Origin of the sequence: Terrabacter aerolatus (assembly GCF_007991735.1) — a bacterium.
GTDB lineage: Bacteria > Actinomycetota > Actinomycetes > Actinomycetales > Dermatophilaceae > Terrabacter > Terrabacter aerolatus.
Genome location: NZ_BJYX01000016.1, coordinates 75,521 through 87,918 on the forward strand (window position 1 = coordinate 75,521; position 12,398 = coordinate 87,918).

Below are 12,398 nucleotides of genomic sequence, written 5' to 3' on the forward strand. Positions count from 1 at the left end.
CGAAGTTACGCTCACTCCATGTCGACCCCAGCGACCGCGGAGCGCGGACGGTTTGCCGGACTGCTCGCCCCCTCCGAGCGTGACCCCGCACCGGTGACCGAGCCGACCGTGCGACGCGGCCTGCGCCGCGAGACGGTGCTCGTCCTCGGGGTCAGCCTCGGGTCCTCGGCCGTCTACGCCGTGCTCAGCATCATCGAGAAGCTGACCCGGCCCGTCCCGCTGTCGCAGCAGACGACGGCGATGAACCAGTCCGCGACGCCGGGACGGCCCTGGCTCGACCTCGCCTACCAGCTCGCCGGCATCGTCCTGCCGCTCGTGGCCGTCGCGCTCGCGCTCTACCTGCTCAACCACGTCCACCGGCCTGCGGTCGACGTGCGTGCCGGTCACTTCGTCGGCTTCGACCGCCGCGAGCCGGGCCGGGACCTGCTGCGCGGGCTGGGGCTCGCCGCGGTCATCGGCATCCCGGGTCTCGGCTTCTACTTCCTCGCCAAGGCCATCGGCATCAACACCCACGTGTCGGCCGCCAACCTCGAGGCGGTCTGGTGGTCGGCTCCGGTGCTCGTGCTGGCCGCCATCGAGAACGCCGTGCTCGAAGAGGTCATCATGGTCGGCTACCTCTTCACGCGGTGGCGCCAGACCGGGTGGTCGTGGCCGCTCGTCATCGGCCTGTCGGCCCTGATCCGCGGCAGCTACCACCTCTACCAGGGCTTCGGCGGCTTCGCCGGCAACATCGTCATGGGACTGGTGCTCGGGCTCGTCTTCGTGCGCACCCGCCGGGTCATGCCGCTCGTCGTCTGCCACGCGATCCTCGACACCGTGGCCTTCGTCGGCTACTCGGTCCTCACGTCCCGGGGCATCTCGCTCTGACTCCGGGCACCGAGCGCCCGGCCGCGTGCGCGACCCACCCAGCCCCACTGCATACGATGGCGCCCATGAACTCGGCCACGCAGGTGCGCGCCCGCCTGCTCGGGGACCCGGCCGACGACTTCCGCCTGACCCGACGCACCGCCGGCCGCATCGCCTGGCTCGGCTGGGCCGGCCCGCTCTTCTTCACGCTCGTCGGTGGCTTCATGCGCTTCTGGCACGTGGGCGCCCCGCACCAGCTGGTCTTCGACGAGACGTACTACGTCAAGCAGGGCTGGTCGATGGTCCTCTACTGGTTCGAGATGAAGAACGACCCGGTGCTCCAGCAGGCCAACCAGGTCGACCAGCACTTCACCGCCAACGACCCGATGGTCTACGGCACCGAGGGCGACTTCGTCGTGCACCCGCCCGTCGGCAAGTGGCTCATCGGCTGGGGCGAGGCGCCGTTCGGCATCCTCAACTCCTTCGGCTGGCGCTTCGCCGTCGCGCTCGCCGGCACCATCTCGATCTTCATGCTCGGGCGCATCGCGCGCCGGCTCTTCCGCTCCGACCTGCTCGGCACCGTCGCGGCCGCCCTGCTCGCCTTCGAGGGCCACCACTTCGTCCACTCGCGCACCGGGCTGCTCGACATCTTCGTCATGTTCTTCGGGCTCGCCGCCTTCGGGTCCCTGCTCATCGACCGCGACAAGGCGCGAGAGGTGCTCGCCCGCAAGGTCGGTGACCGCGCCCGGGCCGCGACCTCGTGGATGGGTCCGTGGCTCGGCTGGCGCCCCTGGCGCTGGGTCGCCGGCATCATGCTCGGCCTCTGCAGCGGGGTGAAGTGGTCGGGCCTCTACTTCCTCGTCTTCTTCGGGCTGCTCACCGTCCTGTGGGACCTCGGCGCGCGCCGGGCCGCCGGCGTGCGCGGGTGGTCGGTCGGCGGGGTCGTCAAGGACGCGCCGTTCGCGTTCGTGCAGGTCGCCGTGACGGCCGTCGTGACGTACGTCGCGACGTGGACGGGCTGGATCCTCACCAAGGGCGGGTCGTTCCGCACGTGGGCCCAGAACAACCCCGACACCGAGTACTCCTGGCTCCCGGACTGGTGGCGCTCGCTCTGGGCCTACCACCAGCAGATGTACGCCTCGACGCAGGCGATCACGAGCTCGCACCCGTACCAGACGAACCCGTGGTCCTGGCTCATCCAGGGGCGCCCGACGTCCTTCTTCTACGAAGGCCCGAAGAAGGGCGCCGACGGCTGCCTCGTCGACCAGTGCAGCAAGGCGATCACCTCGCTCGGCACCGTGTCGATCTGGTGGGGCGGCACCCTCGCGATCTTCGTCCTGCTCTTCATGTGGGCGCTGCGCCGCGACTGGCGGGCAGGCGCCATCCTCTGCGCGCTCTTCGCCGGCTACCTGCCGTGGTTCTTCCTCGGCGACCGGACGATCTACTCGTTCTACGAGGTGGCCTTCGTGCCGTACGTCGTGCTCGCCTGCGTCTACGTCCTCGGTCTCGTCATCGGTGGGCGTGGCGCGTCGCTGACGCGTCGGAGGGTCGGGTACGGCGTCATGGGGGCGTTCGTCCTCGTCACCATGGGGCTCTTCGCGTTCTTCCTGCCGATCTACGTCGCGGACGTCATCCCGCTCTCGGAATGGCAGGCTCGCATGTGGTTCCCGAGCTGGGTCTGAGCCCTGGTTTCGACCTCCGGGCCGATTGGGTATGCCGGTCGGCGTGGTGTTATCGTTCCTTCGCACCCAGGGGCTGTGGCGCAGTTGGTAGCGCGTCTCGTTCGCAATGAGAAGGTCAGGGGTTCGAATCCCCTCAGCTCCACCAGACAGAAACCCCGTCCCACCTGCGGAAACACGCAGGAGGGGGCGGGGTTCTCTCTTTGTCATCCGCCCGTCTCCCGCCGATGTGTCCCCCCGGTGTCCCCCGGGGTCACATTCAGCCTCGCCAGCCCCGCCAGATCGGCGCCTGTTCCGAGGTGGTGCAGGTAGCGGTTCGTGGTGCCGATGGACTCGTGTCCCATCCACGCCTGGACCGTCCCGGGGTCCACGCCGCGGGCCAGCCAGAGGCACGCCGCGGTGTGGCGCAGGTCGTGGATCCGGCGGCCACGGCCCGTCGTCGACCACTGGAGCGTGCGGAGCACGGCCGACCGGTGCAGCTGCGACCCACGTTCGGTCGTCAGGACCAGGTCACCGGGAGCCTTGCCGACGCACAGGCCCACGACGATCGGCAGCACCCGGTTGGCGAGAGGGACGCGCCGGGACGACCGGCCCTTGGTCGACTTGACCGCGCCGCCCTCGGGTTGCGACCGACGGACCAGCAGCCCCGGCGTCGGGACCTCGACGACGTCAGCCACCCGCAGCGAGCGAGCCTCCGCCCAGCGCAGACCCGTCCAGGCCAGGACGACGAGGATGTCGGCGAGGCGTGGCGCGGTCGCGTACCACGTCGCGTAGACCTCCTCGAGCTCGGCCTCGCTGAAGGGGTCCATCTCGTCGGCCTCGTCCGACTGACGCGGCACCCGTATGCCGGTGACCGGGTTGGCCAGGATGAGCTTCTCGCGGACGCACCAGCTGAAGAAGGACGACAGGCTGGCGCGGTAGCGAACGACCGAACCCTCCGCGAGCCCGACGGCCAGCAGCGCCTCGAACGAGCGCGCGACCTCACGGCCGGAGACTGCCGAGACCTGCAGGGCCAACATGCTCGTCGGCATGAGACGGGGCAGGTCCTGGTCGGCGCGGTAGGTCTTGGCGGCCACCGTGACTCGCCGGACCTCGAGCCACCGTTGCACGAGGGGCCTGACCCGCTCACGCCCAGCGCGCGGGTCGACCCCGCCGGCCAACGCTGCCCGCTCCCGGTCGAGCCAGGCCTTGGCCTCGCGGCGGGTGTCGAAGACCTTGCTGGCGACGCCGACGCGGCCGCTCTTGAGCCGGGCCCGGAAGCGGCCGTTGGGCATCTTGCTGATGCTCATGCCGCCATCCGTTCCAGCCACTTGGTCACGTCCTCCGGCCGGTACCGCGGGGCGTACGGCGACAACCACACCACCCGCGGACCGTGTCCCGTCTGGCGCCACCGGCACAAAGTTGCCGGCGAGACCTGCAGTGCGGTGGCGACCTCGCGTGAGGTCAGCAGCACCGGTAGAGGCGGCGGTTTCGGGTCGGTCGACTGCTCTGCTTTCATGCGTGGACTCCTTTCTCGGTCAGTTCTTCTCATTGCGGTTCGCTGCTCGTTCTTGGGCGTACTCGCGGGCGCGGGCGGCGGCGGCCTTGGCGAGCTCGGTGTCGCCGTCGGTGTCCCAGCCGGTCCCGGCGTAGGTCCAGTGCCCGATGACGAGGGTGGTCTCCTCGGCGTCGTCGGTGAGGAGGTCGTCGATGTCGCGGACGTCGAGGGTGCGTCCCTCGCGGTGCGCGGCGGCCAGGGCCCGTTCGTACCGGACCCGTCGCCGGCGCAGCTGGCCGAGCGTGGTCGAGTAGCGGCGGGACTTCGTGGAGAAGTGACCGCGGAAGCCGAGCATGTGCCGCCACTTGAAGAGCAGCCCGTACGGGTTCTCTCGCACCGGGATCCCTTCGGCTCGCGCGTCGGTGTGGATCCGGTCGGTAACGGCCGCGATAGTCGCGCGCAGGCGCCGGGCGTGGGGGCTGTCGGTGTTCGTGGAGTCGGTGGCTGACTTCGTCGCGTACTTCGCGAGGTAGCCGGCGACCTGCTCTGGGGTCAGGGCCCGGTCCGGGTCGTCGGTACGGCGGGCCGTGGCGATGGGTCGGGCGTCGAGCTGGGCGCCGAACCGCAGCCGGCGCGCCAGGTCATCCTCGTGCAGGGGCGGGGCCTCGAAGCTAACGCCGGCGGCGGCCTGCTCGACGAGGACGGCGAGCAGGGCCGCAGTCATGCCGGCGGGAGCGGCAGCGAACCCTTCCACTGTCTTGGGCCCGTCGAGGCGGATGAGGGCGTGGAAGTGGACGATGCCGCGCTGCTGGTATTCGGCGACCTTCGTGTACTGCACCGTCACCAGCTGCGGCAGCCGCGCCTCCGGGACGCCGACGTGACGGGCCAGGGACCGGCGCAGGTCGATGGTGAACCGGCGCCACAGCTCGGGCGCCCACCACTGCCACACGAGGTGGCTCTCGTAGTCGTAGCAGTCCCGGCACAGCGGCTGCCCGAGCAGCTCGTCCTCGTCGCCGTGCCGGCCGTGGCAGACCGTCGGGCGGCCATGCGCACACACCCGGTTCTGGCCCTTCGGAGTGAAGGGGCGGCAGCGGCGCCCGTCGCGGGTGCCGTGCACCGGGCCGAAGGACGGCGCGGTGAGGGTCGCGAACACGAGTGGGTTCTCCGACACCGTGTCGGGGACGCCCTTGCCCCCGACGACGCCGGCCCGGATCATGTGGAACGTGTCGGCCGCGTAGACGCGGGAACAGGACGGGCAGTCGGCGGCTCGGCGGTTGCCGCAGCGCACGTGCAGGACCCCGATCGAGCTGTCGGCCGAGGAGAACGAGGACAAGACTTCACCGGTGCGTGCGTCGACGGTCTGCGACATGCCGTGCAGCCGGATCGGCTTGGCGCAGTGCCCAACCCGGGACGCGGCCTCGGACCAGGCGTCGAAGTCCCGCGACAGCAAGCGCGCCAGGACCTGCGCCTCAGTCGCCGCGTCGAGGTGGCTCAGGTCGAGAGGGTGATCCGAATGGTCATCGGCGTGCTGGGGGTGCAGGGGGACGGCGTCCCAGACGCGGTCTCGTGTTGCCCGGCTCATTCCGACCACCCCCTTCCCTGTCCCGGGTGGGTGTGCCGTGCAGCTGATGCAACCCCGCGCTGCACGACACACCCGGTCCGAAAGGGCGGCCACTGAAAGCGTTGTCCGAGAAGGAGATGCCGGCGCCGCGGGAGTTGCTCACACGCCGGCCACATCAAGAGATCACGAAGACGATCACGAAGACGATGGCGGACCAGAAAAGGTGTGTGGTGTGTGACGGCAATTCGTGTGCATGGCCTCTGGCCGGGGTGGGGAGCCGACCCCCAGGGCATCAAGCCCGCAGTTCTTATTAGTTCAGGTTTTTTTGTGTGGGTATGTCCGCACTCCCACCATCCACAGGCGGGCGCCCGGAGGACGAAGAAACACGCCGAGAGTTTGGTACCTAGAAGACTCTCTTTCGTGGTCGATGAGAGGGCCGCACAAACGGCCGAGACGCTGGAGCCGGGCTTGCGGAACCCGAGTGAGAGCCCCGAACCTTCAACCAATCTCAGCTGCGAGACCGACGGCTGCGGTGGACCTAGTGCCGTGGGCGGGCAGCCTTTGCCCACGTGCTGACGTTCCACCAGGCCCTCAACGCCTTGTCGACGACGGCGCGCTCAGGGAGGTCCTGTGCACTCAACGGGGGTCGGCCATACGTAAGAGTGACGTTCAGCGAAGCGTCGACCCAGAAATGCAGGCAGTGCCACCATGAGTCGTGGGCTCGCTTGACTCCCAGAACGGCAGCGGCCGAGGGCTCCGATCGCTCTGGCGCCGGCTGGACTGGCATGCCCGCCTTCTGCTTGTTGCAGTCGTGGTTGACTCGCTGGGCACCGGGGCCGTTCTCCCAATCTACGTCGTCTACTACCGCGACGTCGCGCACGTCCCCGTAACTCATATCGGCGTCCTCATCGCGCTTCCCCTTGTTCTCGGGGCGTTGACTGCCGCCCCTGCCGGCTACGCCACCGACCGTGTTGGGGTCGGGCCCGTACTCGCTCTCGGCTCCGTGCTGGCCGCGAGCGCCCAACTTGTGACCGCCACGGCACACAGCGAGATCGGCTTTGGCATCGGCCTGGCGCTGCTGGGGCTGGGCATGGTCGGGGTCAACGTCGCGACGGCCACGCTGATCGGACGGACCATTCCACGACCGCTTCGCCAGCCCTTCTTCGGGATCAGGTTCATGACCATGAACGTGTGTTTCGCTGCGAGTGGGGCACTAGTGGCGTTCTACCTGACGTTGGACCATCCCCAACGCTTTCGCCAGGCATTCCTCGCCGACGCCGTTTCGTGGCTTCTCGCGTTGACGCTCTTCACGATCGTGTTGCACTCGCGCCCCCAGCCCCCGAGAGTCCTTGAGAACGTCCGGGCCAGCGGTTCGGAGCTGGGGGCTGCTGCTCCCTCTCGGGGATACCTGCGGCTCCTGCGCGTGTCATCGACGTTGCCACTGGTGACCCTCGCGTTCCTGCTTGGTCTCGTCGGCTATCCGCAGCTAAACGTGGCCCTGCCCGCGCTGGCTCGGTACGAGGGTGCTTCGTCGACGTCGATCGGGGTCGCCTTCGCTGTGAACGGCCTGGTCATCGTAGCCGCGCAGCTCTACGTCGTAGTGCGGCTGCAGGTCGTTCGCCGCACGCGGGCACTCGCGACTACGGCGCTCCTCTGGGGCAGTGTCTGGGCCCTGGCCGGTCTATTGGGTGTCGTACACGGCCCGGTGATGGTGACGCTGGTCCTTGCCTTGTGTACCAGCGTGTTCGCCGTCGGAGAGACGCTCCTACAGCCAACCCTGCCGGCCATCACCAACGATGTCGCCGACGACAGTGACCGTGGCCGCTTCAACGCCCTCACGAATGGAGCCGAGACGAGTAGCTTCGTCGTGGGATCCCTGGCCGCAGGGTTGCTCATCGGGGCTGGGCTGATCCCGTGGCTACTCATCGGCCTCATCGTTCTGTGTGCTGGTGCCGTCATCGTGGCCGTCCACGTTCTCGAGCCACGCCTGCCGCGCGGCAGCAACGGCGTGGTGGCAGCACCCACGACATCAGCGTCCGTCGACCTCGCTTGATCCGGTCGGTGCCCAAATACCACGTCATTAGCGGCCGGTGCTTGCCGCCCCTCCACGGTCGATCACGTGATCAGGTGTGCATGTCGGGACACTAGCCGCCACGACTCGGACTCAAGGGTCCATACGTCAAGAACCACGCCCTCAGCCGTCACCGGTCCGGCGACTGCCTCACCGGCGGACGGTTCCCGTGCCTGTCGGATGATGGACTCCACCACCATGACGCCCCCGAGGTCGAGCTCGCGGCAAACGGTGACGTGGAACCAGTGCCAGGAAACAGCACAGCTGGTGTCGATCCACCCTCGCTTGCCGCGATGGTTGTCGAGCAGCGGCATCGTCCAGATCATGCGGTCACTGACCATCGCGTCGAGGCGATGCATGTCACCACGCAGCACGGCCGCCTGAAGATCTTCCGTGACGTGCTGACTGTCGAACATGCAGCCATGCTGCCCTCGTTAATGCAGCGTGTCACCCCTGATCCGCCGGCCGACGCTGGGGTTCACGAACATCTCGAACTGTATGACTGTGTTTCGCGATGAAGATCTGGCCATCGCGGTCATCACGGCGCCCTAAGCGCTGTTGACGGCCGGCGTCTCCGAAGAGTTACCCCGAGACGGGCCTGCTCGACGACGGTCACCGGCACTAGGCGATTCACTTGCTGTGGCGAGCGGCGAGGAGCTTTGGCCTGAGGGGTACAGACGAACCCCACGTCAACTGACGTCCCGTTCCTTGAATCGCCCGGGCCACCCCAGAGTCTCCCGACCCACCGGGTCGGTTCATGTGCACGTCTCCGCTGAGTCGTTCGGCGCGGACCACATGTCGGCTCCCATGAGCCGGAGCGAGTTGGCGTCTGCCGTCGCGGCGCGTCTCGGTCTGCTGGCCCTCGAGCCGCGAGCCGAGTTGTCCCCTGGCACCGCTCCGCCCGCCGTACGGCATCTCGGACCGCTGCCAAGCTGACCCGCGAGCTGGCGCCATATCAAAGCCTGGGCGTCTTGCATCCGGGTAGGTCCAACGGGAGGCCCGGCCTGTCCCCGACGCGGGCAGGCTTCGCGGGTGGCTTACGGGGCGTCGTACGCGGTGGTCCGGGCTGCTCCGGGGCCCCACGCGTCCTGCAGGTCCGACATCAGCTCGTCCACGGGAACCGCCGGATGCGTGGCGACCAGGCGTCGGCCCTGCCGGAGCAGGACGGTGCCGACGACGATGGCGGCGAGCCGGTCCAGCAACACCCAGACGCCGAGGGCGACCCAGAGCCACGCGAAGTACAGGCCCACGGTGAACAGGGTCTGGTCGGTGGGGAGCAGGACCCGGGCCGAGCCGAGGTCGGACCCGCGGACGGACACGTCGACCGGCTGGCCCTTCATGGTGCACTGGTCGGGGCTGCGGACGCCGGCCAGCGCCGTGGTGGTCAGGCCCCCGGAGGTGAACTTGGCCTCGACGGTGCACACGGTGCACACAGCCTGCGTCGACGTGCACCTGGAGGTTTGGCTGTAATGGACCGCGACCACGGTGCCGGGCACCGTCTGCCCGTCGGGGTAGGCCTCCAAGGAAGACATGTGGGACGCGATGGACCACGCGGCGAGCAGGCCAACGACGACGATCAGGACGCCGCCGAGGATGCCGCTGCGGCTCTTGCGCCCATCCAGTGGACTGCGCCGGCCACCGAGGCCGTCCGCGAGCAGCGCGCCACCAGCCAGCTCGGCGGCCCGGCCGCGCAGGTACGGGTTGAACGAGTATGCCGCGAGCACGGCCCGGAGCCGCCCCATACGGGTGAGCGTCATCACGAACGGAAGTGTGACCGCCCACCGTCGCCTCTACACCCAAAACGGGGCGTACTGGATCGGCGCGACTCCCGCTCCCGGTTGAGCCTGCGTCGAAAAGAGCGATCAACGACCGGCCCACCCTCGTCCGGCACGGCAGTGGCAGGGACTCAATCGACGGCCCCGACGCACTCAACAGATCCTCGGTGCGGACCAGACCGGTTACGGGGCGGCTCCTTCAGGCCAGGGGAGGAGCCGGAGTCTGTGGTTCTCCGTGCGCGTCCGGGGCGACGTGACACGTCGCACTGGGGGACCGTGCGGGGTGCCGGCCGCGATGCACAGGGAGCACGACGGTCCGGTGCCTCGGCACGGCCGCAACATCGAACCGCGAAGCTGCTGAGCCCGTCGTTTAGTGAATGGGAGTGCCGCGCTAAATGCTTTAGCCCTCCCGTCTAGCAGAGCCGGGGTAGCCCTGCCGATCTTCTTGGCTACCTGTGTCGACGTTCTCGCTTCCTGCGGAGTCCTCACTAGAGCTGTCGCTGTTGTTCCCGATCCGCTCGTCGGCCATGCTGCGACCCTGTGGGATCTGCTCGTCGAAGCGACCTCCAGTCGCCGAGCCTGCAGCCTCGGACGCGCGGTCGAGCCCAGAGTCGCTCATCGCCTCGACCTGGTCCCCCTGCTCTTCCATCGCCTTCTCGGCCTGGTTCTTGGCGTCATCGAACATGCTCATCGCACAACTCCTTCGCCGGTAAAGCACACTTTTCGAACATTTAGCCAACGCAGGGGCTAGCGTGGAAGGGACCCGCTTCCAGAATGTGCGGGCGCAGCGGTAAGGGCATGGAGACTCGCAGCGCGAGGCCGCGGCGTTCGGTGTTGTCGCCCCTGGGGCTGGGGCGACAACACCGGATGCGGTTGTGGGTGTGCGGCGGACGGCTTTTGTCGCCTGAACAGGTGGCCTGGCCACGCACCCCCGAGGCTCCCACCGGTGGCCCATGCGAGGCACACGGACCCGCGGAAAGTCTGACGGCGCCCCGCCTGAGCGGCCCTAGGGGGCCCAATAGGCGAGGCGCCCTTCCCGAAGGTACTCCCCTGCACCAGACCGGGACCATCACCTTGGCCACGCGGCCCAAAGTTCGAGTATGCGCGTCATCGGACGCGGTTTGGCCTGCCCGGGGCACATTGTTCGTCGAGGATGACCTCTAGGCTGTGGCTTTCGATCTGCGCCGCCGCGTCATCCCGCGGCGAATGCCGCCTCATTACGCGTAACAGGCACCCACGCAACTGATGGAGCAAGCAGCCGGAGAAGAGACCACGTCCACGGATGGCTGCGCCTCCTGCGCTGTCGTACGTGGGGGATGTCTCGCAACAGACCGCCGAATTCACGGACGCGGCGAGCGCAATGGGAGAGGATGTGGTGCGTCGGGTGCTTGCCTGTGACTCTCCAAGAACGGGCGAGACGGTCGATGCCGGTCGGCGCCCCACGGAAGCTGTCAACAGCACGTGGGTGGGGGCTGGGGCGCAAGGGGACGCTGCTGTCCTCCCATACATCAGCATCGTCCCTGCTCGCCCGATCCCTTGGCTGCTCGCTCACTGAGCTCGGGCCCCAGCGCCCCTACCTGAGACGCTTGCGCCGGTCGAGTCCCGCGCTCTTGATCGAGGCTTTGGCGCTAGATCGTCACCGTCTCGGCCTGCTTCACCCGCTCCGCCGACGACTTGCCCCGAGAAGCCCACCTGATTGCCAAGGTCACCAGTTGCCGACCCGTGATGCCTGATGGCGTGCGCGACGGCGACAACCAACGTCCCTCGGCGCAGCCTACGGACGTGGTTACGCAGGGCGGTTCAGGAGGTAACCCTCACCGTCGACGCGCCCCGATTTGTCGCAAGGACGAACGCCTCTGTTCAAGCAGCTGGCTGCCCCTGTTGATGCTGAAGATCGTCGAGAAAGCCCGCAACAGCCTCGACTCCGCCAGCTGTATCCAAGTGCCGCACCGCATGGTCCACCAGGGCGACGGTCGCTCTCGCTGCAGCCTCGGTATACGCCTCGGCCTGCTGGGAGAATGCTCGTGACAACGCGGCCACTGGATCATCGCCCGCAAGCAAACGCTCGCGAAGTCCGTCCCAGGGATCCAGGAGCCGGATACCGTCGACCATGTCGCCGATCGCCAACTGACGGAAGCCCTCGTCGTCCGGTCCCAGCGCGAGATTGAGCCGCACGACCGTCGCCGCGGCCTTGATCAGGAAGGCGGCCAAGTCATTGGGAGTCTCCACGACAGTCTCCTTCTTCTCGCCACGACAGCGAGCCGCGCCCTAACGGATCTCCGCGTACTCTTTGGATCAGGCCTGCACGCGATCTCGCGGACGTCCGACGCAGCAGCGGTGTCTCCGAGTCCTTGCACTCTAGTGGTCGACACCCGTCAGGAAACCGTGGCGAGCTCACCCTCGCGATTTCCAGGCCGACCTCGCGCGCCCCATCCGGGAAACGGCGACCGCCACCTCGGGTATGCGACGGCAGAGGTGAGCCTCCCGCGCGTCGGCCCCTCCACAGGGCTCCCGCACGGGAGGCGGTCACAGGTTCTGCGTCACTTCTTCAGGACCGCGAAACTCAACATCGTGAGCCCAGGTCAGCGGGACCGCAGCGAGTCGCGGATCTCGGTGAGGAGCAGGACCTCTTCGGACGGGGCCTCAGGCTCCGGCTCGACGCCGGCGGCCCGGCGAGCGGCGAGGTGGTTCATCGGAGCAACAACCATGAAGTACACGGCCGCAGCCACGATGAGGAAGCTGATCGTCACCGTGATGAACGTGCCGAGGTGGACCCCGCCGGGGGCCCAAGCCGAGAAGTTCGGGGTCCCGCCGAGCTTGCCGATCACGTCCATGATCACGGTAACGAACGCCTCGATGACCTTGCCGAACGCGCCGGCGATGATGACGGCGACCGCGAGGTCGACGACGTTGCCCCGCATGATGAAGTCTTTGAAACCTTTGAGCATCGGTTCTCCCTTGTCAGTGGTCGACGTGGTCTTCGGGGTGT

10 protein-coding genes and 1 tRNA gene are annotated in these 12,398 nt (G+C 68.2%); 4 read left to right on the top strand and 7 right to left on the bottom strand.

Features of this window, described 5'->3' with window-relative positions:
- The first annotated feature begins 18 nt into the window (after positions 1-18).
- The 3 genes from TAE01_RS14580 to TAE01_RS14590 all read left to right on the top strand — a co-directional run bounded on the left by TAE01_RS14580 (position 19) and on the right by TAE01_RS14590 (position 2,673).
- The gene (locus TAE01_RS14580) at positions 19-867 is read left to right on the top strand and encodes a CPBP family intramembrane glutamic endopeptidase (RefSeq protein ID WP_246111371.1); all 849 of its coding nucleotides are present in this window, start codon (positions 19-21) and stop codon (positions 865-867) included.
- A gap of 65 nt (positions 868-932) precedes the next feature.
- Positions 933-2,528, top strand: coding sequence for a dolichyl-phosphate-mannose--protein mannosyltransferase (locus TAE01_RS14585; protein ID WP_147067541.1), 1,596 nt, complete (start codon positions 933-935; stop codon positions 2,526-2,528).
- 69 nt (positions 2,529-2,597) lie between these two features.
- Positions 2,598-2,673 (top strand) — tRNA-Ala (locus TAE01_RS14590).
- Positions 2,674-2,731: 58 nt separating this feature from the next.
- Here the strand turns inward: TAE01_RS14590 and TAE01_RS14595 are convergent.
- Together TAE01_RS14595 and TAE01_RS14605 are read right to left on the bottom strand one after the other, a co-directional pair.
- The gene (locus TAE01_RS14595) at positions 2,732-3,814 is read right to left on the bottom strand and encodes a tyrosine-type recombinase/integrase (RefSeq protein WP_147067542.1); all 1,083 of its coding nucleotides are present in this window, start codon (positions 3,812-3,814) and stop codon (positions 2,732-2,734) included.
- Between the two features lie 228 nt (positions 3,815-4,042).
- Entirely contained in the window at positions 4,043-5,584 is a 1,542-nt protein-coding gene (locus tag TAE01_RS14605) for a replication initiator (protein ID WP_147067544.1), read from the bottom strand.
- A 694-nt stretch (positions 5,585-6,278) separates the two neighbouring features.
- Here TAE01_RS14605 and TAE01_RS14610 point away from each other — a divergent pair.
- Complete coding sequence (locus tag TAE01_RS14610; RefSeq protein WP_147067545.1) at positions 6,279-7,616, top strand: MFS transporter; 1,338 nt, start codon at positions 6,279-6,281, stop codon at positions 7,614-7,616.
- Positions 7,617-7,678: 62 nt separating this feature from the next.
- Here TAE01_RS14610 and TAE01_RS14615 read toward each other — a convergent pair whose 3' ends face one another.
- The 5 genes from TAE01_RS14615 to mscL all read right to left on the bottom strand — a co-directional run bounded on the left by TAE01_RS14615 (position 7,679) and on the right by mscL (position 12,357).
- On the bottom strand, positions 7,679-8,050 hold the full coding sequence (locus TAE01_RS14615; RefSeq protein ID WP_147067546.1) for a nuclear transport factor 2 family protein: 372 nt from the start codon (positions 8,048-8,050) through the stop codon (positions 7,679-7,681).
- Positions 8,051-8,671: 621 nt separating this feature from the next.
- Positions 8,672-9,394: a hypothetical protein gene (locus TAE01_RS14620; protein ID WP_147067547.1), complete on the bottom strand. Its 723-nt coding sequence runs from the start codon at positions 9,392-9,394 to the stop codon at positions 8,672-8,674.
- Between the two features lie 415 nt (positions 9,395-9,809).
- Positions 9,810-10,100, bottom strand: a complete 291-nt coding sequence (locus TAE01_RS14625) for an antitoxin (RefSeq protein WP_246111372.1) — start codon at positions 10,098-10,100, stop codon at positions 9,810-9,812.
- Positions 10,101-11,269: 1,169 nt separating this feature from the next.
- Positions 11,270-11,638, bottom strand: coding sequence for a hypothetical protein (locus tag TAE01_RS14630; protein WP_147067548.1), 369 nt, complete (start codon positions 11,636-11,638; stop codon positions 11,270-11,272).
- Between the two features lie 353 nt (positions 11,639-11,991).
- Entirely contained in the window at positions 11,992-12,357 is a 366-nt protein-coding gene (gene mscL / locus TAE01_RS14635; protein WP_147067549.1) for a large conductance mechanosensitive channel protein MscL, read from the bottom strand.
- Positions 12,358-12,398 lie beyond the last annotated feature (41 nt).

Bases quoted from the DNA above. Each gene is read 5' to 3' on its own strand.
- TAE01_RS14615 (WP_147067546.1), bottom strand. From the start codon at position 8,050: ATGTTCGACAGTCAGCACGTCACGGAAGATCTTCAGGCGGCCGTGCTG.
- mscL (WP_147067549.1), bottom strand. From the start codon at position 12,357: ATGCTCAAAGGTTTCAAAGACTTCATCATGCGGGGCAACGTCGTCGAC.
- TAE01_RS14625 (WP_246111372.1), bottom strand. From the start codon at position 10,100: ATGAGCATGTTCGATGACGCCAAGAACCAGGCCGAGAAGGCGATGGAA.
- TAE01_RS14580 (WP_246111371.1), top strand. From the start codon at position 19: ATGTCGACCCCAGCGACCGCGGAGCGCGGACGGTTTGCCGGACTGCTC.
- TAE01_RS14585 (WP_147067541.1), top strand. From the start codon at position 933: ATGAACTCGGCCACGCAGGTGCGCGCCCGCCTGCTCGGGGACCCGGCC.
- TAE01_RS14605 (WP_147067544.1), bottom strand. From the start codon at position 5,584: ATGAGCCGGGCAACACGAGACCGCGTCTGGGACGCCGTCCCCCTGCAC.
- TAE01_RS14595 (WP_147067542.1), bottom strand. From the start codon at position 3,814: ATGAGCATCAGCAAGATGCCCAACGGCCGCTTCCGGGCCCGGCTCAAG.